This is a genomic window from Salinicola sp. NYA28a (assembly GCF_976982775.1).
Genome location: NZ_OZ334582.1, coordinates 3,332,386 through 3,355,621, shown reverse-complemented (window position 1 = coordinate 3,355,621; position 23,236 = coordinate 3,332,386). Strand labels below are relative to the sequence as shown.

Below are 23,236 nucleotides of genomic sequence, written 5' to 3'. Positions count from 1 at the left end.
CGTCTCGAACGGCAGCGAATCGCCGCTCCCGATCGCACCATCAATACGAGATCGCACCACCGACACGAGGAAGCGCATGGCGACCTACGCAATCGGCGATCTGCAGGGCTGTTACGCCGAATTCGAAGCCCTGCTCGAACGTCTCGACTTCTCGCCCTCGCGGGATCATCTGTGGCTGGCGGGCGACCTGGTCAATCGCGGCCCGGACTCGCTCGGCTGCCTGCGCAGGAGCGTCGCCCTGGATGGCGCCGCCAGCGTGGTGCTGGGCAATCACGATCTTCACCTGCTGGCGGTGGCGCGAGGCCACGGCAAGCTCAAGCGCAACGATACCCTGACGGACATTCTCGAAGCCCCGGACCGCTCGGAGATGCTCGAATGGCTGCGCGGCCAGCCGCTGCTGGTCGCCGATCGCGAGCGGGGCCCTGTCAAAAATGGCTATGTGATGACCCACGCCGGCCTGTTGCCGCAGTGGTCGCTCGCCGAGGCTGCCGAACTCGCTGCCGAAGCGGAAGCGGTCCTGCGCGGCGACGAGGTGGATGCGTTCCTGAGCGTGATGTACGGCAACCGTCCGGCCCGGTTCACGCCCGAGCTGACCGGCGAGGATCGGATTCGAGCCATCGTCAACGTCTTTACCCGCATGCGCTTCATCGCCGACGACGGCACGCTGGACTTCGCTGCCAAGGAGGGGCTGGACAGCGCCCCGGCCGGTTTCGCGCCCTGGTTCACCTATCCGCGTCACGATGAACTTGCCGGCGGTGGCAGGCTCACGCTGCTGTTCGGCCACTGGGCGGCGCTGGAAGGTCGCACGCCGGGAGCGCGAATCAACGCGCAGGCGTTGGACACCGGTTGCGTATGGGGAGGATCATTGACCGCACTCGATCTCGACAGTGGCGAACGGATCGCCGTGCCCGCCGCCGCTTCAAGCCGTTGAGCTGTACGCTAGTCACCATTCTTTCAGGAGCGACCCATGACCCAGTCTTTCGAACATCTCGACCCGGCGACGCTGGCGCAGTGGCTGAGCGAGGGGCGCCCGTTGCAGCTGGTCGACATCCGCGATCCGTTGAGCTTCGCGCAGGGGCACATTCCCGGCAGCCGCCATCTCGACAACACCACGGTGGCGGAACTGGTGGACAACACGCCCAGCGAAACGCCGCTGGTGGTGGTCTGCTATCACGGCCACTCCAGCCAGCAGGCCGCGGGCTGGCTGGCGGGGCAAGGCTTCGACGAGGTTTACAGCCTGGATGGCGGCTTCGTGGATTGGGCGCATCGTCGGCCCGAGAGCGTCGAACGTTAGGGAACCACTGCATAAATGCCTGCACGAGCGAATCGCTACGTTGCGCGGTACTCGAAGACTCGCCTAACCCCATGTTATGTCTCGTCTTCTGTGTGCCGTGCGCCTTGCGCCTCATCTCGTTCGCCTATTTATTCAGCGCTTCCTTAGGTTTTCGCCCCGCACTGACTACGGAGCCAGACGATGAGTACGCAACCCGATTCGCGTCTCGACCCTCAAACCGATCCCAGGCTCGACGGGCTGGAGGTCTATCTCGTGGGCGGCGCCGTCCGCGATGCCCGCCTGGGCTGGCCGATCGGCGACCGGGACTGGGTCGTGGTCGGCGCGACGCCGGAAGCGATGCGTCAGCGCGGGTTCAAATCGGTCGGCCGGGACTTTCCGGTCTTTCTCCATCCCGACACCCACGAGGAGTACGCGCTGGCCCGCACCGAGCGCAAGCAGGGGCGCGGCTATACCGGGTTCGAGGTCCACGCCAGCCCCGACGTGACGCTGGAGGCCGATCTGGCGCGGCGTGATTTCACCATCAACGCGATGGCCGAGACGCCTGCCGGTGAACTGGTCGACCCCTACGGCGGCGCTGCCGATCTCGAGGCCAGACAGCTCAGGCATGTTTCGGCCGCCTTCGTCGAGGATCCGCTGCGGGTACTGCGAGCGGCCCGGTTTCTGGCCCGCTACCGCAAGCTGGGCTTCACCATCGCCCCGGAAACGATGACCCTGATGCGCCAGCTCACCGACAGCGGCGAGATGTCGTACCTGGTTGCCGAACGCGTCTGGACCGAGACGCACAAGGCGCTGGGGGAAGCCGATCCCGCGGCCTATTTCCAGACGCTGGAATCCTGCGGCGCCCTGGCGGAGCTGATGCCGCCCCTGTCGACGCCGGCGTTGGAACAGGTGCTGGCGCGACTCGAGCACGTCCCCGATGAATCGGCTGCCTGCCCGCTGACGCTCTGGCGCTGGGCGCGGCTCGGCGAGCACCTGCAGGACGACGAGCAGTCCCGGCTCAACGACGCCGTCAAGGCGCCCAATGCGTTCCGTGATGCCATGCGGCTGGCGGCGCTGTCCTATCGGTTGCGCCAGCAGGTCGGCGGGAAGCGGCCCGGCGCCGAAGCGGACCATGCCGACGCGATCATGGCCTGGCTCGATGCCATCGATGCCTGGCGACGCCCCGAACGGGTCGCTCCCTTGCTGGCCCTGATCGCCCACGACGACGGCAGCCTGGCGGACGATCTGGCGCTGGCCTGGCGGCTTGCCTCGCAGATCGTGCCGAAGGCGCTGCTCGACGAAGGCTTTCGCGGGCCGGCGCTGGGCGAAGAGCTATCCAGACGGCGGAAGGAAACAGTGCGGGAAGCGCTGGGAACGTCATAAGATCGTTGGCCCGATGTCGGTCCGGCCCATAGAAAACGCCTGATTCATGAAAGACGCCTGATCCATGAAAAACGCCCGCTGCGGAAAACTCTCCACAGCGGGCGTCTTGTATCGCATGGCGCGTGTCGGGTCAGACGAACAGCCCGATGATCAGCGACATGACCAGCCCGACCAGCCCGATGATGGTCTCCATCACCGTCCAGCTTCTCAGGGTCTGCGCTTCGGTGAGGCCGAAGTAGCGGTTGACCAGCCAGAACCCGGAGTCGTTGACGTGGCTCAGTACCGTGGCGCCGGAGGCGATCGAGATCACCAGCAGACCGAGCACCGGGCCGTCGAGGTTGAGCGTGGTGATGACCGGTGCCATCAGGCCGGCAGCGGTAATCATCGCGACCGTGGCCGAACCCTGAATCACGCGCACCGCGGTGGAGATCAGGAACGCCAGCAGGATTGGGGGCAGGGCGCTTTCGGCCATGATGTTGCCCATCACTTCGCCCACGCCGGAATCGATCAGCACCTGCTTGAAGACGCCGCCGGCCCCGGTGACCAGAATGATGATGCCGGCCGGCTCCAGCGCCTTGGTGGCGACTTCCATGACCTGCTCCCGCTTCATGCCGCGGCGCGTGCCCAGCAGCGTGAAGGCAAGCAGCGTGGCCAGCGTGAGTGCCACGAACGGGTGGCCGAGGAAGGTTAGGGCGGCCAGGACTGGGCTCTCTTCCGGCAGGATCACGCCGGAAACGGTGTTGAGCACGATCAGCGCCAGCGGCAGCAGAATGATCGACAGGATCAGCTTGAAGCTGGGCAGACCGGTGGTATCGACATCGTTCTTCGGCAGCTCCATGTAATCGGGGATCTGCGCATCGATGCGCTTGCCGATCCAGCGCCCGAATAGCGGCCCGGCGATGATCATGGCCGGCAGGCCAGCGATGGCGCCGAATAGGATCACGTAGCCGAGATCGGCACCGATCAGCTTGGCGACGGCAATGGGGCCCGGCGTCGGCGGAATGAACGAGTGGGTCACGGCGAGACCCGCCAGCAGCGGAATGCCGTAGTAGAGCAGCGAGCGACCGGTGCGACGCGTCAGGGCGTAGATCAGCGGCACCAGGATGATGAAGGCGACATCCAGAAACACGGGAATTGCTACCAGAAAACCGGTGACGCCCATCGCCCACTGCGAACGGTTTTCGCCGAACTTGTCCAGTAGCGTATTGGCCAGCCGGTCGACACCGCCGGAGACCTCCAGCATCTTGCCGAACATGGCGCCAAGCCCGACGACGGTCGCGACGAACCCCAGCGTGCCGCCCATGCCTTTCTCGACGGTATCCAGCAGTTCCTCGACATTCATGCCGGTGGCCAGCCCGACCAGGCCACTGACGACGAGCAGGGCGACGAAGGCGTGCAGGCGCAGCTTCATGACCAGATAGAGCAGCACGATGATGCTGCCCAGCGCGGCAAGGATCAGGGATGTTGGGCTATCCATGTCAAACGAATTCCTTGGTGAGAGCACACGGTGCCAAGACGGGATATACGCCCTTGGTGGCGTTGTGCTTCGCGGTGGAGTTGGCGAAAATGAATGTTACCGGTAACAGCTGGATCTCAACAATGCGCCTAAAGGTGTAGAGACAACCGTGGCCGAATCGGTTTAGGCCGATAGGCGAGTCAGCAAAACGAAACGGCACGAATCATACATGCATCAATCGGAAGGCAACGTCATGGACGCAAAGATGGGTCAGCGCATCGTCGTGATGGGCGTATCGAGCTGCGGCAAGACCGAAGTCGGGCAGCGGCTGGCGACCGCGCTGGGTGGGCGGTTCCTGGACGGAGACGATTACCACTCGCCGGAGAGCGTCGCCAAGATGTCTCGCGGCGAGCCCCTCGACGACGATGATCGGGCCGGCTGGCTCGAACGGCTGGCGTCGTTTCTGGCCGAAGCCAGGGCGCAGGGCGAAACGCTGGTCATCGGCTGCTCGGCGCTCAAGAAGCGCTACCGCGATACCCTGCGCAAGGGCGACGAGGCGTTGACGTTCGTTCACCTCGCCGGCAGCCGCGAGCTGCTGCTGCAGCGCATTCAGTCGCGTCAGGATCACTTCTTCAAGGGCGAGGCAATGCTCGACAGCCAGCTGGCGACACTCGAGGCGCCGGGCGATGACGAAGCCGTCACCGTCGATATCGCCGGCACTCTCGATCAGGTAGTCAACGAAGCGGTGTTGAGGCTCGAGAAGCGCTTTCTCGCCGCCGAGAGCTGAAGTCTGGAGGCGTGATGTCGGTCACAGACTGCCGCCACGCCGAATCCGGAACCCCAGGTTTTCGCTGGTGGATTGCAGCGGCGCGCCCTGAAGGCGTGCCAGCAGGCGTCTGGCGATGGTGTCCCCGATGCCGCGCCGGGGCGTGACGACCGTCGCCAGTGGCGGCGCGGTCGCCTCGGTGATGTCCAGCCCGTTGAAGCCGGCCAGGGCCAGCTGATCCGGCACGTTCAGGCGGCGACGCTGGCATTCGAACAGCGCCCCCGCGGCCAGGTCGTCGTTGCCACAGAAGATGCCCTCCAGATCCGGCCAGCGCTCCAGCATGGAAGCCAGCATCTCCCCGCCCAGCCGATAGGAAGACGGATGCGGCGTCGTCAGGCAGCGCTCGGCCGACAGCCCCGCCTGGCGCATGGCCGCCTCCCACCCTGCCATGCGCAATTGCGCCCGATAATCCATGCGTGCGCCCAGAAAGCCGATCTTCCGGTGGCCGCGGTCGAGGAAGGCCTGCGTCATCGCCTTGCCGGCTTCGTGCTGATCGAGCCCGACATTGATATCCAGCGGCGTCTCGGTCAGCTCCAGCGTCTCGACCACCGGCACGCGCGCGCGGGCCAGCAGGCGACGGGCGTGGTCGGTGTGGCGGGTGCCGGGAAGAATCAGCGCCTCGACGCCATAGCTCAGGTAGGTGTCGATCAGCCGCTCTTCCTCGAGGATCGAGTAGCCGGTATGGCCAATCAATACCTGATAGCCGGCCTGGCCCAACCCTTCCTCGATCCCGCGCTGGATTTCCGAGAACACGGCGTTGGAGAGCGAGGGGATCAACAGCGCGACACTGTGCGACCGCCCGCTGGCCAAAGCCCCGGCGGAGTGGTTGGGGATATAGCCGAGTTCGTCGATGGCGGATTCGATGCGCAGTCGCAGCGCCGCGGAGACGAGATGCGGCTCGCGCAGGGCGCGCGATACCGTGATCTTGGTAACGCCGACGCGTTCGGCAATATGCTGCAGCGTCACGCGTCCTGAAGAACGACGTGGCATGGAGATCCCCGCAAATCGATTATTCTGTCCGGTGTTACCGGTAACTTTCGGAGGAGATTATCATGCCGGGGCTGGCGAGCACCCTAAGCCCATGGTCGTAGAGAACAGCGTCGACGCGGGTCAGAACGACAGCAGCAACAGAATCAGCGGCGGCGACAGCAGCGACAGCAGAAAGCCGCTGACGATCGCCAGCGGCACGCAGGTAATGCCGCCATACTGCTGGATCACCGGCAGGCTGACGTCCATGGAAGTGGCGCCGGCGTAGCCGATCGCCAGCGGCACGGCGCGCCGAATGAACAGCGGCACCAGCAGAAAGGCGAGCAGCTCGCGGGCCAGATCGTTGAAGAAGGCCGCGCCGCCGAGCACCGGCCCGAGCTGGTCGCCGATCAGAATCCCCGACAGCGAATACCAGCCGAACCCGGCCGCCATCGCCATGCCCTGATTCCATGGCAATTGCAGCAGCGGTGCCGCGATCAGCCCCGCCAGCATCGAACTCAGGAACACCGTCATCGCGATGGCCAGCCCCAGCCGGTTGAGCAGGATCTGGCGCAGCCCCAGCCCGGAATTGCGCAGCTGGCAGCCGATCAGGAAGAGCAGGGCATAGAGCGCCCAGGTCGCCAGCGTTTCCGCCAGCGAGGCCAGATGCCAGCCCAGGAGCTGGGCGCCCGCGCCCAGACAGACGCCGAGAAGCACCACGCCCGCCAGCTGCAACGAGCCCAGCATCGCCTGCAGCTTGCTGGCGGGGGCCGCGCTGCCTTCACCGTACGCCTGCGATTTTCGACGGGCCAGCCGCCGGCGGGAGAGCCAGGCCAGCGCCAGCAGGTTGATCGGCGAGATCACCAGAAACAGCGTCAGCGCGGTCGTCCCGATGCGCGACAGCTGGCCAAGCAGATCCTCGAGCCCGCCGAGGCTGATGCCCATCAGTAGCAGGATCACGTAGACCGAGGCACTGACGCCGCGATCGATGGCCTGACGAATTCCTGTCCGCCGCACGGGAATGAGATAGCCCACGATCAACGGCAGCAATATCCACAACAGACCCAGCAGCATGATTTCCCCCGAGCGAACCTGTAGCGCATCGGCGATGACGCGCCACGAAAAAACGGACGCCGATAAATCGGCGTCCGTGATTGGCTAAAGACTCTAGAGGATGTGGGATAAAGAGGGAAGAAGAGCTGAACGGTTATTGCTCGGCAGTGCTTCTTGCGGCGTTGTCCGCGGCGTCGCTCAGCCGATCCAGTGTCAGATCGGTCAACGTCAGGTGGCTGCGCGCTTCATCCTTCTTGACGTAGCGCATCTCCAATAGCAGACCCGGTATCTCTCGGTGGAAAGTGAAGTAGATATGGCGGTCGCGCTTGTCCGGATCCCAGGTATCCACGGTAACGCCGGGAAACGTGCCGGCCGGCGTCTCGATATCGCTGCGGTCGGTCACGCGATAGAAAAGCCGCTCCGTCTTGCCCTTATGGTTCTGGTAGTCGAGTTCGCAGGGCGACACCTGCGGGTTGGCGCAGCGAGCGTCAGGCGCCTTGCGCGACAGCTCGAACAGAGCAGTCTGGCGATCCGGCAACGCCTGCAACTGATCCTTGTCCAGATGGTAGTCGTCACCGATGCCGACCAGCGAATACGCGCTGGTGTAGTCCAGCGCCTGCACCCGACCGCCATCCAGCCGGAACTGGCCCCGTTCCTCGCCGCTGGCGACCTTGATGCTGGCGCGCATGTCGCTCTCCCATACCTCGCCGGGGGAGGAGACATCGTCCTGGCGCGACAGCGTATGGGTGATCGTCGCATCCGGCCAGCCGCTGATATCGAGCCGGTAATGGGCGGTGAACGGCGTCGGTGCGGCAAGTGCCAGCGAGCTGGCAGCCGTCAGCAGCAGCGTGGCAAGGGTCTTGATCGTTAGAAATCGGTATGACATGAACATCCTTGAAAGCGAATCGGTGATCTGTCCGTATCAGACGCCGATCGAGGTGAGACGTTCCGGGATGCAGATTGGCTTTCTCAATTGGCGAATGGACTCATGTGGATGCCATCGTAATGTTAATTCGCGTTACTGTATGCAAGAGGCGGAATGGAGCATGCAATGACGGAGAGCAAGTGCCTGATAGATCGTGACGGGGTTGATCAAGGGCCAGATCAGATTATCGATATCGCGGACTGGCCGATGTACGGGGACTACGAAGTTTACCCAGTAGGCGCCCGGGATAAGTCGTTGCTAATTTCTCCGGATCCTGCCCCTCATACCTTCTGTCTGCCAGGGCATCGCTATCTGTTCAAAGAAGCGATCAAAAGCGTCAAGAATCCTGGGCAGCCACGGCATCCTGACCAGTACTGGGCCGAGGTCATCGCTTTTCGTATCGGGCGGTTCATGGGACTGACGCTGCCGCCAGTATTCGTAGCAATCGACTCATCGAGAGACGAGCCTGGCACGATCAACGAGTGGTTCATGGGCTATCCGGATAGCGGAGAGGAGCGCCACGTCCCAGGCGGTGACTATATGCAACGCTTGATTCCTGGTTATGACCGCGAAAAGGGGCGTGAGCACAATCTATCCACCATCCTCTCCCTCAGCCGGGCATTGGCACGCACTGGCACGCTCACTCATGATTGGGAGATATATTGGGGGTTGTGTTTATGCTTCGATGCACTGATTGGCAATACGGACCGTCATCAGGAAAATTGGGGATTGATATGGCGTGACAATGGCTCGACCGGGCGTTTCACACCATACTTCGATAATGGCACCAGCCTTGGTCATGAGTTGCAGCCGCAGAAGATGGGGCGCATGATGCGCGACCCCAATGAGCTCGATGCCTATCTGAACCGGGGGCGGCACCAGATGCGTTGGTCCAGAAGTGAACCGTCGCGACTACCGCTGATCGAAGGCGTGGAGCGCTACTGTCGCCGCTATCCGGCTGTGAAGCCGGTCCTGATAGAACGTCTGCGCGGATGGAGTCATGAGTCATTGAAAGCGATGCTTCATGAATTGATGCTTTTCGACATGCCTCATCCTTTGACCGAGCAACGTGCCGAATTCGTTACTTTACTGACCTCAACGAGGAGAGAGCGCCTGCTTCAGGCTCTGGAGAACTGACATGAATCGTCTAATCGAACATCTGGTAGAACCGCAACGCTTGCTGCTGTGTTGGCAGGCGCGTGAGAGCAAGAACCGCTCTCGCTACTGCGTGGGCCAGTTGGTCAAGCATGGCGATGACGTCTGGCTTCAGTACGGCATGGATGAACAGGATATGGCCGAGGCCATTGAAATGGGATTCCAGGGTTATCCAGCATTCCCTCTGAACCGGGCAGAACATCGGCATCATGTTCTTGACGCTTTCATGCGGCGTTTACCGCCGCGTAGTCGGCGAGACTTCGGTCGTTATCTCGAACTGCGCGGCATTCCGCCGGATGCTGACATCAGTGACTTCGGTCTGCTGGGGTACACAGGCGCAAAATTGCCCAACGATGGGTTCGAGCTGGTACACCCCTTCGACAACGCACCCGCAGCCTTTGAGATGCTGCTGGAAGTGGCCGGTTTTCGGCACGAGACACAGATAGCGGTTTCTCAGCTTCAGACAGGCGAGCCAGTTCGATTCGTTCCCGAGCCTGACAATACTTATGACCGCCTGGCTATCCGTATTGAGGCCCAGGGACACAAGCTGGGTTATGTGCCGCGCGGGCAGCTTGAACTGCTGCACCGAATGATAGGTCAGGGTGCGGGTCTGGAAGGCATGATTTTTCGTATCAACGGCACCGATGACCGCCCCCTCGTCTATGTATTGACGAGCGTCACCCGAGATCAGTCGGCTATACCGAAAACCACCCAGCGGCTGAAAGCCTAACCAGTCGCCAGCCGTTTATAGCTAGTTCATTGCCATTCCCGATTGGCCCTCGCTTTCGTGAGGGCCAATTTGTATGGCGGTTACTGACTCGTGGCGTTGGCTACCACCGCCTCGGCTAGCCGGGTGCGGGGCTCACCGGCTTCACCCAAGCGGGCCTTGAGCTGGTCGCAGAGGGCCATTAGCCCGTCGACTTTTTTGACGATGCGATATCGTTCATTTTCAGGAGGAGCTGGCTCAAGAGCCGGCGTGATGAACCTGGTACCGATATCGCGTTCGGTAAGCGTCTTCTTGTTCACCGCATCCCTCGCAGACGAGTAGCCCAGCCGGTTGTAAATCCGACTTTACGTTCTGAAACAGAGGCTATCATCGTCTTTGGGTGAAATCAGGTGGCCCGGCCGAAAATGGCGATGCCGGCTCCCGTCTCGCTCAATACCCCGCTTCGGGATCGATGGTTTCGACCGCCTTGCCTTTCGACATCGCGTCCAGCGCGTCGGCGACCTGGTCGGCGGCGGCGCCGATCGGCGTCGGCCCGGCCATGTGCGGGGTGATCAGGATGCGGGGGTGGCGCCATAGCGGGCTGTCCGCTGCCAGCGGTTCGTTGGGGAAGGCGTCCAGCAGCGCGCCGCGCAGGCGACCTTCGGACACTCCATCGCGCTCTCCATAACCCAGTGCTTCGAGCAGGGCGGGCTCGTCGATCAGGGTGCCGCGACCGGGGTTGATCAGGCTGGCGCCGACGGGGAGCTTGGCCAGGTTGTCGCGGTTGATGATGTGGCGCGTCGCGGGCGTGTCCGGCAGCAGGGTAACCAGCGTCTTGACCTGGTGCAGCAGGGTATCGAGCCCGTCGTCGCCGTGATGGCAACTGATCCCGTCGATCCGTTTGGGCGAGCGGCTCCAGCCGTGAACGGGATAGCCGTCGGCGGCGAGCATCTTCGCGACACGGGTGCCGATCGCGCCGAGGCCCAGCACGCCGATGGGCCAGTCGGGCTTGTCGATCACCGGCACTTCCCGCCATTCGCTCGTCGCCTGTTGTCGGCGATAGCGGTCGAAGTCGCGCTGGAAATGCAGCACGCCGTAGCGGGTGTAGTCACCGATCAGTTCGCCCATGCCGGCGTCGCGCAGCTTGACGATGGGGATCTCGCGGGGCAGCGATGGGTTCTGCAGCAAGGCGTCCACTCCGGCGCCCAGGTTGACGACGCCCTTGAGCACCGTCTGCTCGTCGAAGACCGAGGCCGGCGGCTTCCAGGCGACCAGGTAATCCACCTGTGGGTTGCCGCTGTCCGCCGCGACGTGGAATTCGGCGTCCGGCAGGCGTTCGAGCAGGATGTCGCGCCATTGCTCGGCGTCGTTGTGATAGATCAGGACTCGCATCTGGGCTCCGTCGCCGTTGTCTTGTTGGAGCCGGTCATCATCGCAGGTTATGGGCGGCGAAAGAAATCGCCGCTCGCAGCTCAGTACGCGATTTCCAGCATCGGCGGCGGCGCTTCGCCCAGCAGTTGGCTAAGCACGTCCAGACCGCTGGCCAGGCGCGACAGATCCGGTTCGGCTCCCAGGCTGATGCGCACGCGCCGCGGCATGGCCGACTGCTCGACCAGAAACGGCTGGGCTGTGGTGATGGCGACGCCTTCCTGGCGCGCCTGCTGCTGCAGTTCCTCGGCGCGCCACGGCTCCGGCAGCGTCAGCCAGACATGCAGGCTGCTGGGGCGCGATTCGATGGCATGGCCCGCCAGCTTGCGTGCGGCCAGCGCCTGCCGTTCCGCCAGCAACTGGCGCTGCTCGTGGGCGAGCGTGTCGACCATGCCGCTGGCCAGCCAGTAATCCGCCAGTTCGAAAATCAGCGGGGTCGCCATCCAGCTGGTGGCGCGCAGGCGCGGCAGGGTGTGATGCATCTGGCCGCGCGGCACGGTGAGATAGCCGGCGCGCAGCCCGGGCACGGTCGACTTGGTCAGACTGGTGACGTGAAAGCCCTGCTGGGGCAGGCGGGCGGTCAGGGACTTGAGGCCCGGCGGTTCCAGCAGTGCATGAACGTCGTCCTCGATCAGCCAGACGTCGTGACGCTGCAGGATCTCGGCCACGGCGTCGCGACGGGCGTTTTCCATGGTCGCGCCAGTGGGATTGAGCTGGGTCGGCGTCAGGCAGGCGGCGCGCGGGCGGAATTTCACGATGGCCGCCTCCAGCGCTTCGGGGATGACGCCCTGCTCGTCGATCGCCACGCCGTGAAGCTGGAAGCCCAGCGTGCGCGCCAGCGCGATCAGGCCGTGGTCGGTCAGTGTCTCCGTCAGCACGACATCGCCATGCTGGACGACCGTGGCGATCGCCAGCATCAGGCCATGGGCCGCGCCGTTGCAGAGCAGCCGGTCGTCGGTCTCGCCGGGCACGCCGAGTCGCTCCTTGAGCCAGGTGTTGGCGCGCTCGCGCTGATGCTGCAGGCCGGCGATCGGTCGGCAGGCGCCGATCACGTCGGCGTGGGCGGTTTCGGCGAGTTCCGCCAGCGCATCGCGAAAGCGCCGATGGTGGGAAGGCGGGCAGACCGGATGGGCAATCGACAGGTCGATGGGCGCGGCATCGGTGACGGCCGCCGGGGCGCGCAGGTACTCGTTTTCGGAATCACCTTCGGCGTCGCGAATCCAGGTGCCGCTGCCAACCCGGGCCTGGACGAGGCCGCTCTTCTCGGCCTGTTCGTAGGCGCGGGAAACCGTCTGCACGCTGACGCCGAGCGTTTCGGCGAGCTCGCGGTGCGTGGGCAGGCGCATGCCGGGAGAGAGCACGCCGTGGCGGACCGCTTCGGCGAGGGCGCGGGCGATGGAAAGATATTTGGGGCCGTGGCCGCCGAGGAAGGGCGTCAGGTCGATTGTCATGATGCAATAAAGCCTTTGACGGCACGCTGAGCGACGATGCTACTATCGTTCTCGATGCATTGACCGATAATTGTCATGAATGTTGATAGTTAAATCATGACAATTTCACACCCGGTCGGCAAGCGGCAGGACACCCGGCTCGATCCCCTCGACCGCCGATGTCCCTACAAAATTTGGTCCCGTTAGTCGAGTGGCTCCATGTTTCAGGTTTCTTTACCTTTCTCGCGTGAAGAGTACGCCAGTCGTTTGCACAAAGTGCGCGTTTCCATGGCGAGCCGCGGAATCGATGTTCTCGTCGTCAGCGATCCCTCCAACATGGGATGGCTGACGGGTTACGACGGTTGGTCGTTCTATGTGCATCAGTGTGTGCTGGTGGGCCTGGAAGGCGAGCCGGTCTGGTACGGCCGGCGTCAGGATGCCAACGGCGCCTGGCGCACCTGCTGGATGGACGCCGAACGCGTGCGCTACTACCCGGATTACTACGTCCAGAACCCGGACATGCATCCGATGGAATATCTGGCCCAGTCGGTGCTGCCGGAGTATGGCTGGCATACCGGCAATGTCGGGCTGGAGATGGACAACTACTACTTCTCGGGCAAGGCCTACGTAAGCCTGCTCAAGGAGTTGCCGCATGCCCAACTGGTCGACGCCACGGCGCTGGTCAACTGGTGCCGTGCGATCAAGTCGCCGCAGGAAATCGCCTACATGCGCACGGCGGCGCGAATCGTCGAGTGCATGCATACGCGCATCCTCGAGATGATCGAGCCCGGCCTTGCCAAGAGCAAGCTGGTCTCCGAGATCTATCGGGTCGGCACCGAGGGCTGGACCGACGAGCACGGCACGGTCCATGGCGGCGATTATCCGGCGATCGTGCCGCTGCTGCCGACTGGCAGCGATGCCGCCGCGCCGCACCTGACCTGGGACGATACGCCGTTCCGCAAGGGCGAAGGAACGTTCTTCGAGATCGCCGGCTGCTACAAGCGCTACCACGCGCCGCTGTCGCGGACCGTCTTTCTGGGCAAGCCGCCGCAGGACTTCATTCGCGGTGAATCGGCCCTGCTCGAAGGGATCGAGAACGGCCTGGCGGTAGCCAAACCGGGCAATCGCTGCGCCGATATCGCGCTGGCGCTGGGCGCGGCGATGGACAAGTACGGCTTCGACCGGGGCGGCGCGCGCTGCGGTTATCCGATCGGGATCAGCTATCCGCCGGACTGGGGCGAGCGCACCATGAGTCTGCGTCCCTCCGACGAGACGATCCTCGAACCCGGCATGACCTTCCACTTCATGCCTGGCATGTGGATGGACGACTGGGGGCTCGAGATCACCGAAAGCATCCTGATCACCGAGAACGGTGCCGAGCCGCTGTGCAATTTTCCGCGCCAGCTGTTCGTCAAGTAAGACGCGTCAGCTGTTCGTCAAACAAGAACGTGCCGGGCGTCCGTGAAAGTCGATCGTTCGTGAAAGTCGATCGTGGAACAAGGCCAAACAGCGGGCCTGGAGCCCGCCACGAATCCGGCTCGCCCGGCTATTTTGCTACCATTCAATGACGCGCCTGCAGCGATCCGCCAGGGCGCGTCATCCGCTTCATTGAGGAGAGTTCGCATGTCCGCAACCCTGCGTCCCAGCCCGATCAGCGCCACCGTCGACTTCGATGCCCAGGGCGTTCAGCACGGTTTTCTCAAGCTGCCGATCTCGGTCGACGAGTCGGCCTGGGGCGCGGTGATGATCCCGATCACCGTGGTCGCCAACGGCGAAGGTCCGACGGCGCTGCTGACCGGCGGCAACCACGGCGACGAGTACGAAGGCATCACCTCGCTGCTCAAGCTCGCCAGCACGCTCGAGGCGAAGGACGTGCGCGGTCGCGTGATCATCGTGCCGATGATGAACACGCCGGCGGCGGAAGCGGGCAAGCGGACCTCGCCGCTGGATGGCGGCAACCTCAATCGCAGCTTCCCCGGCGATCCCAACGGCGGCGTCACCTCACAGATCGCCGACTACTTCAATCGGGTTCTGGTGCCGATGTGCGACGTGGCGCTGGACCTGCACTCCGGCGGCCGCACGCTGGATATCGTGCCGTTTGCCGCCGCCCACCGGCTCGACGATCTCGCCCAGGAGAACGCGAGCCTGGCCGGTGCGGTCGCCTTCGGTGCGCCCTACGCGATGATGATGTTCGAACTCGACGCCACCAAGCTCTATGACACGGCGGTGGAGTCTCAGGGCAAGACCTTCGTCACCACCGAGCTGGGTGGCGGCGGCACCTCGACGCCGGCCAGCCTGGCCGTGACCGAGCGCGGGGTGCGCAACTTTCTGGTTCACTATGGTTTGCTAAAAACGGGTTTGATCGCGGGTGAGATCGAGCAGCCGGCGGAGCCGATGATCTACGTCGATATGCCGGATGCCAGCTGCTACGTGCAGAGCGAGCATTCCGGCCTGCTGGAACTGACGGTGTCCCTGGGTGATACGGTCGAGAAGGGCGAAGTGATCGCCCGGGTCTACGACATGACGCGCACCGGCGCCGCGCCGGTCGAATACCGCGCCCAGCGCGACGGCATCCTCATCGCCCGGCGGTTCCCGGCCAAGGTCGGGATGGGCGATACCATTGCCGTGGTGGCCGAAGTGGTCGAGTCGCTGGAGCGTGCTCAGAACCAGACCCAGACCAAACGCCAATGAGCGAAGGTCAGACGAGGCGAGCGCTGTTGAAAGAGCGGAGTTTACGAGGGGTAAATGAGCATTTTGAAACAGCGCTCAACGATGTATGGCCGAGCGTAATCAGTTTGGATGGTGTCTGGTATGAAGCTTGATCGCTACGATTTCAAAATCCTCGAGATTCTCAGTCGCGACGGCCGCATCACCAAGTCGCGGCTGGCGGAGGCGATCAGCCTTTCCGTCAGCCCGTGCTGGGAGCGGGTCAAGCGGCTGGAGAAAGCCGGGATTATCGAGGGCTACAGCGCCCGCATCAATCCCGACGCCATCGTCAAGCGCACGCCAGTGTGGGTGCAGATCGAGCTCAAGCAGCACAACGCCGAAAGCTTCGCCCGCTTCGAGCGCATGGTGGCGGAGACCGACGCCGTGGCCGAATGCGTCGCGGTGGGCGGCGGGGTCGACTATCTGGTCAAGATCGCCGCCGACAGTATCGACGCCTATCAGCGCCTGATCGATGCCTGGCTCGTCTCCGATCTGGGTATCGAGCGCTACTTCACCTACATCGTCACCAAGACGGTCAAGCGCGAAGGGCCGCCGGCATTATCGGGGTCAAATGAATCGCTTGTCTGAAATCGGATGACAATGAGCCCGGCCTTGGCCGGGCTCATTGGTTCTTGCCTATATCCCGCCAAAAAAAACCGAAACTCCCCCGCCAAAAAAACCGCAACTCCTGGCCGGGCTTTCGAAAGAAAGCGTGGCGCAAAGCGGTCGAGACAAGAAAATTCCCTCTCGCCGAGTCGGTACCATGATCGTACTCGCAGGATAGGCCACTTGTTCTGCCCCACCGCCGACAGCCTTTTTTGTCCAGAGCCAAGCAGGAGGCGATATGAAACTCAACGATCCCCGGCTTTTCCGCCAGTATGCCTATGTCGATGGTAAATGGACCCATGGTAGCGAGGGCCGCGAGGAAGCGGTCGTCGATCCCGCCACCGGAGAAACCCTGGGCCATTGCGCCCTGCTCGAAGCGGCACAGATCACCGACACGGTGACGGCGGCCGAGAACGCCTTCGCCGAGTGGCGGGCGATCAACGTCCATGAGCGGGCCGAGAAGCTCAACACCTGGTATCGCCTGCTGCACGAACACAAGGAAGACCTGGCGCTGCTGATGACCCGCGAACAGGGCAAGCCGCTCGCCGATGCCCGTGGTGAAGTGGATTACGGCGCCAGCTTCATTCAGTGGTTCGCCGAAGAGGCCAAGCGCGCCTACGGCGTGACCATTCCCAGCCATATCCCCAACGCGGCGCTGGGCACGATCAAGGAGCCGGTGGGCGTCTCGGCGATGTTCACGCCCTGGAACTTCCCGCTGGCGATGATCACCCGCAAGGCCGGGGCGGCGCTGGCGGCGGGCTGCCCGGTCATCGTCAAGCCGGCCAACGAGACACCATATTCCGCGCTGGCACTGGCGGAACTGGCCGAGCGGGCGGGCATTCCGGCGGGCGTGTTCAACGTGGTTACCGGCGATCCGGCGACCGTGTCCGAAGTGCTGTGCAACGACAACCGCATCCGCAACATCTCGTTCACCGGCTCGACCCGCGTCGGCAAGCTGCTGATGCGCCAGAGCTCGTCCAGTGTCAAGCGCATGTCGCTGGAGCTGGGCGGCAATGCGCCGTTCATCGTCTGCGACGACATGGACCCGGACGCCGCGGCGAAGGAAGCGGTCGCCGCCAAGTTCCAGACCGCCGGCCAGGATTGCCTCGCCGCCAACCGTATCTTCGTTCAGCGTGGCATCTACGATGCCTTCGTCGAGCGGTTCGTGGCGCACATGGAGGCACTGAAGGTCGGCAACGGTCTCGAGGAGAACGACATCGGGCCGCTGATCCACAAGCGGGCGGTGGACATGGCCAAGGGTATCGTCGAGGACGGTATCAGCAAAGGGGCGCGCCAACTGGGCGGAGAGGGCCAGGCGCCCGGCGAGAACTTCTTCATGCCGACGCTGCTGGCCGATATCACGCCGGAGATGCGCGTGTTCCGCGAGGAGACCTTCTCGCCGGTCGCAGGCGTCTGTGCGTTCGATGACGACGACGAAGTCATTCAACTCGCCAACGATACCGAGTACGGGCTCGCCGCCTACGTCTACACCCACGACGTGCGTCGAATCTGGAAGCTGATGCGCAGGCTCGAGTACGGCATGGTCAGCGTCAACAGCGTCAAGATGACCGGCGCGCCGATCCCGTTCGGCGGCGTCAAGCAGTCCGGCCTCGGTCGCGAGGGCGGCGCCGCGGGGCTCGATGAGTATCTCGATACGAAGTATTACTGTCTGGGCAATATGCCGTCGGCCAGCTCTTCTTGAGCCAGCGCGGAATCGCTGACTGCGCGAGCGAATCGCCGCGTTGCCCGATACTCGGAGTCCTCACCTATAACCCATAGGCTCCGGCTCCTGCGTGTCGTGCGCCTTGCGCTTCGTCCGCTCGCCTAGCGCTTACGCGCTGTCTCGTGAACGGCGGCGCGGTGCCCTGACGGTGTCGCGCCCGCGCGTCGCTGACGTGGACAATGACCGGCTGGACGCCACTGGCCGGTCCAGAGATAACATTCTACAAGCGGGTATTACACAAGGATCGCTCCGATCGCTGCGCCCGCCCCTGAAACGCCGTCCGGACAGATGGCGGCGTTTCATTCTGGTTAAGGAAAGGTTATGACCGATACTCGTGCTCTGATCGAAAACGATCGCCGCCACGTTTTCCATGCGTCCACCCATCTGCGCGATTACGCCCAAGGCGATGCGCCGGGGCGCGTCATCACCGGTGGCAAGGGAATCTCCATCGTCGATCGCGATGGCCGCGAGATGATCGACGCCTTCGCCGGGCTCTACTGCGTCAATATCGGCTACGGGCGCACCGAGATCGCTGAGGCGATCTATGCCCAGGCCAAGGAGCTGGCGTACTACCACACCTATGTCGGCCACTCCAACGAGCCGCTGATCGCGCTCTCCGAGCGCATTGCCAAGCTCGCCGGCAACGGTCTGAACAAGGTCTACTACGGCCTCTCCGGCAGCGACGCCAACGAGACCCAGATCAAGCTGGTGCGCTACTACCACAACGTCATCGGCCAGCCGAAGAAGAAAAAGATCATCGCGCGCCAGCGTGGCTATCACGGCTCCAGCATCGCTGCCGGTTCGCTCACCGGCCTGCCGGCGTTCCACCAGCATTTCGATCTGCCGATCGACGGCGTGCTGCATACCAAGGCGCCTTACTACTATCGGCGTGAGCGTGGCGACATGAGCGAGCGCGAATTCTCCGCCTACTGCGCCGAACAGCTCGAAGCGATGATCCAGCGCGAAGGGCCGGACACCATCGGCGCCTTCATCGGCGAGCCGGTTCTGGGAACCGGCGGCATCATCCCGCCGCCGGAAGGCTACTGGGACGAGATCCAGGCCGTGCTCAAGCGCCACGATATCCTGCTGATCTGCGATGAAGTGGTCAGTGGCTTCGGCCGCCTGGGCAGCGAATTCGGCTTCCAGCACTACGGCATCCAGCCGGATCTGGTGACCATCGCCAAGGGGCTGACCAGCGCCTACCAGCCGCTTTCCGGCGTCATCGTCGGTGAACGGGTGTGGAAAGCGCTGGAAGACGGCACCGGCGAATATGGCCCCATCGGCCACGGCTGGACCTACTCCGGCCACCCGCTGGGTGCCGCCGCCGCCATGGCCAACCTGGACATCATCGAGCGCGAGAACCTGGTGGGCAACGCCGCCGAAACCGGCGCCTACTTCAACGCCCAGCTCAAGAAGACCTTCGGCGAGCATCCGCTGGTCGGCGACGTCCGCGGCGAGGGGTTGATGGCCGCGCTGGAATTCGCGCCCACCAAAGGCGAGTACACGCCGTTCGAGCCGTCGCTCAAGGTCGGCGCGCGCGTTGCCGCCGCAGCGCTCGAGGAGAACCTGATCGCTCGCGCCATGCCCAACGGCGACATCCTCGGCTTCGCGCCGCCGCTGGTGATCGACCGCGGCCAGGTCGACGAAGTGATCGCCCGCGCCAAGCGTGCCATCGACAAGGTGACCGATGAGCTGACGCGTAGTGGTGATCTCAAGGGCTAAGTCGCAACCGTCGTCACATTGTCTTGCCATAGCCATATCGTCTTGATGACACAACAAGCCTGCGGCAGGGTGGAGAGATCCACTCTGCCGCACTTGCCTTACCAACCGGGATTCCCCAACGATGTCCGACCCCGTCACGCTTCATGACATCTACCTGGCCCGAAGCCGCATCGCCGGCCAGGCAATGCGCACGCCGCTGATTCTCTCCCAGAGCCTGTCGGCGAGATTCGATACCGAGGTCTATCTCAAGCTCGAGACGCTGCAGCCGAGCGGGGCGTTCAAGCTCAGGGGCGCGCTCAACAAGATCGCGTCGCTGTCGCCGGAACAGCTCGAGCGCGGCGTGACCACGGCATCCACCGGCAATCACGGCCGCGCGGTGGCGTGGGCCGCGAGGCGCCTCGGTGCCCGCGCGATCATCTGCGTCTCCGAGCTGGTGCCGGCCAACAAGGTGGCCGCCATCGAGGCGCTGGGCGCCGAAGCCCGCGTGGTCGGCCGTTCCCAGGACGATGCTTTCGTCGAGGCACGACGGCTGGTGAGCGAGGAGGGCATGGCGCTGATCGAGCCCTTCGACGATCCGTTGATCGCGGCCGGCCAGGGCACCATCGGGCTCGAACTGATGGAAGATCTTCCCGAATTGGACCGGGTGCTGATCGGACTCTCCGGCGGCGGCCTGCTGGGTGGCATCGGCCGCGCGGTGAAGGGCGTCAATCCGAAGGTACGAGTCACCGGCGTGAGCATGCTCGAGGGTGCGGCAATGATCGAAAGCCTGGCCGCCGGCAAGCCCGTCGAGGTCGAGGAAGAGGCATCGCTGGCGGATTCGCTGGGCGGCGGGATCGGTCTCGACAACCGCTGCACCTTCGAGCTGGTCCGCGAGGTGATGGACGATCACCACCAGGTCTCGGAAGCGGCCATCGCCCGCGCCATGCTTCATTTCTTCGAGCAGGAGAAGATGCTGGTGGAAGGCGCCGCGGTGGTCGGGCTCGCCGCCATCGAAGAGCGCGCCATCGATATCCGTGGCGAAAAGGTGGCGCTGATCATTTCCGGTAACGGCGTCGATGCGGGAACGCTGATGCGGGCCCGTGCCATGCTCGATTATCCGGAACGCTGAAGGTCCGGACAAAAAACGAATTCGAACGAATGGAATCAGGAGCAACCTCGATGGAACTCTACAACCGCGCACAGATTCAGAACGTCGTCAGCCTCGACCGCGACGCGCTCGAGGCGGTCGAAGCCGGCTTTCGCGCGCTGGGCGAGGGCAATGTCGTCCAGCCGCCGATCCTGTCGATGGCGATCGAGGAGGCCAACGGCGAGGTCGACGTCAAGACCGCGCATATCAAGGGTAACTCGCGCTTCGCGATCAAGGTCAGCCCCGGCTTCTTCGACAACCCGAAACTGGGACTACCAAGTCTTAACGGGTTGATGATCGTGTTCTCGGCGAAGACCGGACTGGTCGAGGCGGTGCTGTTCGACGAAGGCTATCTCACCGACATCCGCACCGCGTTGGCCGGCGCCATCGCCGCCAAGCATTTATCCCGCGCCGACAGCAAGCGTGTCACCGTGCTGGGTGCCGGGTTGCAGGCGGAACTCCAGATTGCCGCGCTCAAGCTGGTACGAGATATCGACACACTGGATGTCTGGGCACGGGACGTGAAGAAGGCCGAAGCCTACGCGGCGCGGATGCAGCAAACGTACGGGCTGACCGTGGCGGTACATACCGATATCGCCGACGCCTGTCGTGAGGCGGACATCATCGTCACTACCACGCCGTCGCGCGAGCCGTTACTCTCCGGAGAGCATCTGCGCGAGGGCGTGCATGTCACCGCCATGGGCTCCGACAGCCCGGACAAGCGCGAGCTGGATACCTCCGTCATGGAGCGCGCCGATCATTTCGTCGCCGATACCCGCGCCCAGAGCGAGAACAACGGTGAACTCAAGGCCTACGCCGGCCACCAGCCGCCGTTCACCGTCAACGAACTGGGCAAGGTGATCGCGTCCGGCAAGAGCCTGCGCACGACAGATTCGCAGATCACCATCTGCGATCTCACCGGTACCGGCGTGCAGGACACCGCCATCGCCGGATTCGCGCTGGGCCGACTGGTTTCCTGAGGCGCTCGAAAGACGTGTGAAGCGCTCGGCGGTTTCGCCGAGCGCGGAGTCTCATGAAGGCGACTTCTCGCCACGCTTCGGCACCGGTGCCACGCCAGGGCCGGTGGGCTCGCCGACCTTGTGCCACAGACGGCCGTCGCGCTGGATCAGTTCATGGGCGCCGCTGGGGCCGTCGGTGCCTGCGGCATAACCTTCGATGCCCGATTTTTCGCTCTCCGATTCTCCGGTCCCCGATTCGCGGGACCAGGCTTTCAGAAACGGCTGCACGGCGCGCCAGCCGTTCTCGATGGTATCCGCACGCTGGAACAGCATCTGGTCGCCGGTCAGGCAGTCGTAGATCAATGTCTCGTAGCCGGTGACCGCCGGCAGGTCGAAGAAATCCTTGTAGGCAAAGCCCATCTTGACGGTGTCCATTTCCAGCTCGGGGCCGGGCCGCTTGGCCTGGAAGTCGAACCACATGCCTTCGTTGGGCTGGATCTGGATGATCAGCCAGTTGGAGGCCATCCGCTCCACGTCGGTATTGCGAAACTGCGCGTAGGGCGCCGGCTTGAAGCAGATCGCGATCTCGGTATCCCGCGCGCTCATGCGCTTGCCGGTCCGCAGATAGAACGGCACGCCGATCCAGCGCCAGTTGTCGACCATCACTTTCATGGCGACGAAGGTTTCGGTCCGGCTGTCGGCGTCGACGCCTGGTTCCTCGAGGTAGCCGGGCACCTCACGTTCGCCCAGCCTGCCGGCCTCGTAGCGTCCGCGCGCCGAGTTGTGAGCGGCCTCTTCCGTCGTCCAGGGGCGAATGGCGCCCAGCACCTTCGACTTCTCGCTGCGCAGGGCATCCGCGCCGAACGCGGCCGGGGGTTCGATGGCGACCATGGCAAGCAACTGGAACAGGTGATTGGGCACCATGTCGCGCATGGCCCCGGCCTTGTCGTAGAAAGCGGCCCGCTCTTCGACGCCGACCGTTTCCGCGGCGGTGATCTGGATATGGTCGATGTAGTGATTGTTCCAGAACGGTTCGAACAGCACGTTGGCGAAGCGGGCGACGAGGATGTTCTGAACCGTCTCCTTGCCGAGAAAATGATCGATCCGGTAGATCTGATCTTCCCGCATCACGTCGAGCAGCTCGGCATTCAATGCCTGGGCCGATTCGAGATCGTGGCCGAACGGCTTTTCGACGATGACCCGGCGGTAGTTTCCGCCTTGCTCCGTCAGTAATCCGGCCTGGCCCAGTTGCCTGGCGATCTCGCCAAAGAAGCGGGACGCGGTCGCGCAATAGAAGATTGCATTGCCGCTGTCGGATGACGCAATCGCGTCCTCGATCTGGCGGTAAATCGCCTCGTCGGTGAAGTCGCCCTGCAGATAATGGAGCCGCTGCTCGAATTCGCGCCAGCGCGATTCGTCCAGTGCGCTGCCGCGGCCTTCCGAGTGGTGATCGGCGGCCTTGTCGGCAATGAACTGCTTGAGATGGGCGCGAAATCCCGCGTCGTCATGCTCGGCGAGATCGACGCCGACGATCCGCATGTTGGAATCGATCAACTGATCCCGGTCCAGGTTGTAGAGCGAAGGAATCAGCAGCCGTTTCACCAGATCACCGCCGGCACCGAAGACGAACATCGTGGTGTTGTCGGCCGCTGGCGTCTGCTCGTACTGCGCTTGCGTCGAATGGGACACGGACTTTCACCTCTTCATGTCGTTGCCGGAGCAGGTCGTCTCGTTCGACTTCATCATGGAAGACAAACCGCACGGGAGCCAGTGAATCTGCTTCGAGGCCGGGC

Annotated in this window: 21 protein-coding genes; 13 read left to right on the top strand and 8 right to left on the bottom strand. The window is 63.7% G+C overall.

What is annotated here, in order from left to right:
* Positions 1-76: 76 nt before the first annotated feature.
* The 3 genes from ACWHY3_RS15120 (at position 77) to ACWHY3_RS15110 (ending at position 2,656) form a co-directional block, all read left to right on the top strand.
* On the top strand, positions 77-931 hold the full coding sequence (locus tag ACWHY3_RS15120; protein WP_087718235.1) for a symmetrical bis(5'-nucleosyl)-tetraphosphatase: 855 nt from the start codon (positions 77-79) through the stop codon (positions 929-931).
* A 36-nt stretch (positions 932-967) separates the two neighbouring features.
* Complete coding sequence (gene glpE / locus ACWHY3_RS15115; protein WP_087718234.1) at positions 968-1,294, top strand: thiosulfate sulfurtransferase GlpE; 327 nt, start codon at positions 968-970, stop codon at positions 1,292-1,294.
* A gap of 180 nt (positions 1,295-1,474) precedes the next feature.
* A complete protein-coding gene (locus ACWHY3_RS15110) occupies positions 1,475-2,656 on the top strand; it encodes a polynucleotide adenylyltransferase (protein WP_448126902.1) in 1,182 nt (393 codons plus the stop codon).
* Between the two features lie 130 nt (positions 2,657-2,786).
* Here ACWHY3_RS15110 and ACWHY3_RS15105 read toward each other — a convergent pair whose 3' ends face one another.
* Positions 2,787-4,133 (bottom strand): GntT/GntP/DsdX family permease, encoded by a 1,347-nt coding sequence (locus ACWHY3_RS15105; protein ID WP_448126901.1) that lies wholly within the window; start codon positions 4,131-4,133, stop codon positions 2,787-2,789.
* Positions 4,134-4,341: 208 nt separating this feature from the next.
* Between ACWHY3_RS15105 and ACWHY3_RS15100 the strand changes: the two genes are divergently transcribed.
* Positions 4,342-4,899: a gluconokinase gene (locus ACWHY3_RS15100; RefSeq protein WP_448126900.1), complete on the top strand. Its 558-nt coding sequence runs from the start codon at positions 4,342-4,344 to the stop codon at positions 4,897-4,899.
* A gap of 21 nt (positions 4,900-4,920) precedes the next feature.
* Here ACWHY3_RS15100 and ACWHY3_RS15095 read toward each other — a convergent pair whose 3' ends face one another.
* The 3 genes from ACWHY3_RS15095 to ACWHY3_RS15085 all read right to left on the bottom strand — a co-directional run bounded on the left by ACWHY3_RS15095 (position 4,921) and on the right by ACWHY3_RS15085 (position 7,843).
* On the bottom strand, positions 4,921-5,928 hold the full coding sequence (locus tag ACWHY3_RS15095) for a LacI family DNA-binding transcriptional regulator (RefSeq protein ID WP_179208834.1): 1,008 nt from the start codon (positions 5,926-5,928) through the stop codon (positions 4,921-4,923).
* Positions 5,929-6,048: 120 nt separating this feature from the next.
* Complete coding sequence (locus tag ACWHY3_RS15090) at positions 6,049-6,978, bottom strand: lysine exporter LysO family protein (protein WP_332778971.1); 930 nt, start codon at positions 6,976-6,978, stop codon at positions 6,049-6,051.
* A gap of 133 nt (positions 6,979-7,111) precedes the next feature.
* Complete coding sequence (locus tag ACWHY3_RS15085; RefSeq protein ID WP_087718227.1) at positions 7,112-7,843, bottom strand: hypothetical protein; 732 nt, start codon at positions 7,841-7,843, stop codon at positions 7,112-7,114.
* A 165-nt stretch (positions 7,844-8,008) separates the two neighbouring features.
* Between ACWHY3_RS15085 and ACWHY3_RS15080 the strand changes: the two genes are divergently transcribed.
* Complete coding sequence (locus tag ACWHY3_RS15080; RefSeq protein ID WP_256961087.1) at positions 8,009-9,019, top strand: hypothetical protein; 1,011 nt, start codon at positions 8,009-8,011, stop codon at positions 9,017-9,019.
* Position 9,020: 1 nt separating this feature from the next.
* Positions 9,021-9,767: an HIRAN domain-containing protein gene (locus tag ACWHY3_RS15075; protein WP_087718225.1), complete on the top strand. Its 747-nt coding sequence runs from the start codon at positions 9,021-9,023 to the stop codon at positions 9,765-9,767.
* Positions 9,768-9,847: 80 nt separating this feature from the next.
* Here the strand turns inward: ACWHY3_RS15075 and ACWHY3_RS15070 are convergent, their stop codons facing one another.
* The 3 genes from ACWHY3_RS15070 to ehuR all read right to left on the bottom strand — a co-directional run bounded on the left by ACWHY3_RS15070 (position 9,848) and on the right by ehuR (position 12,622).
* A complete protein-coding gene (locus ACWHY3_RS15070) occupies positions 9,848-10,063 on the bottom strand; it encodes a hypothetical protein (protein ID WP_087718220.1) in 216 nt (71 codons plus the stop codon).
* A 130-nt stretch (positions 10,064-10,193) separates the two neighbouring features.
* Complete coding sequence (locus tag ACWHY3_RS15065) at positions 10,194-11,135, bottom strand: 2-hydroxyacid dehydrogenase (RefSeq protein WP_303854561.1); 942 nt, start codon at positions 11,133-11,135, stop codon at positions 10,194-10,196.
* An 80-nt stretch (positions 11,136-11,215) separates the two neighbouring features.
* Positions 11,216-12,622, bottom strand: coding sequence for a MocR-like ectoine utilization transcription factor EhuR (gene ehuR, locus ACWHY3_RS15060; protein WP_332778972.1), 1,407 nt, complete (start codon positions 12,620-12,622; stop codon positions 11,216-11,218).
* Positions 12,623-12,820: 198 nt separating this feature from the next.
* Here ehuR and doeA point away from each other — a divergent pair, with 198 nt between their 5' ends.
* The 7 genes from doeA to ACWHY3_RS15025 all read left to right on the top strand — a co-directional run bounded on the left by doeA (position 12,821) and on the right by ACWHY3_RS15025 (position 21,464).
* A complete protein-coding gene (gene doeA / locus ACWHY3_RS15055; protein ID WP_448126899.1) occupies positions 12,821-14,020 on the top strand; it encodes an ectoine hydrolase DoeA in 1,200 nt (399 codons plus the stop codon).
* Positions 14,021-14,224: 204 nt separating this feature from the next.
* Positions 14,225-15,292, top strand: a complete 1,068-nt coding sequence (gene doeB / locus ACWHY3_RS15050; protein ID WP_448126898.1) for a N(2)-acetyl-L-2,4-diaminobutanoate deacetylase DoeB — start codon at positions 14,225-14,227, stop codon at positions 15,290-15,292.
* A gap of 120 nt (positions 15,293-15,412) precedes the next feature.
* Complete coding sequence (locus tag ACWHY3_RS15045; protein WP_448126897.1) at positions 15,413-15,895, top strand: Lrp/AsnC family transcriptional regulator; 483 nt, start codon at positions 15,413-15,415, stop codon at positions 15,893-15,895.
* 256 nt (positions 15,896-16,151) lie between these two features.
* Entirely contained in the window at positions 16,152-17,615 is a 1,464-nt protein-coding gene (locus tag ACWHY3_RS15040; RefSeq protein WP_448126896.1) for an NAD-dependent succinate-semialdehyde dehydrogenase, read from the top strand.
* 342 nt (positions 17,616-17,957) lie between these two features.
* Positions 17,958-19,358: an aminotransferase gene (locus ACWHY3_RS15035; RefSeq protein WP_303854566.1), complete on the top strand. Its 1,401-nt coding sequence runs from the start codon at positions 17,958-17,960 to the stop codon at positions 19,356-19,358.
* A 121-nt stretch (positions 19,359-19,479) separates the two neighbouring features.
* Positions 19,480-20,466 (top strand): hydroxyectoine utilization dehydratase EutB, encoded by a 987-nt coding sequence (gene eutB, locus ACWHY3_RS15030; RefSeq protein WP_448126895.1) that lies wholly within the window; start codon positions 19,480-19,482, stop codon positions 20,464-20,466.
* Between the two features lie 50 nt (positions 20,467-20,516).
* Positions 20,517-21,464 carry a cyclodeaminase gene (locus ACWHY3_RS15025; RefSeq protein ID WP_448126894.1) on the top strand — a complete coding sequence of 316 codons (948 nt, stop codon included), beginning with the start codon at positions 20,517-20,519 and terminating at the stop codon, positions 21,462-21,464.
* 51 nt (positions 21,465-21,515) lie between these two features.
* Here the strand turns inward: ACWHY3_RS15025 and zwf are convergent, their stop codons facing one another.
* Entirely contained in the window at positions 21,516-23,132 is a 1,617-nt protein-coding gene (gene zwf / locus ACWHY3_RS15020) for a glucose-6-phosphate dehydrogenase (protein ID WP_448126893.1), read from the bottom strand.
* Between the last annotated feature and the right edge of the window lie 104 nt (positions 23,133-23,236).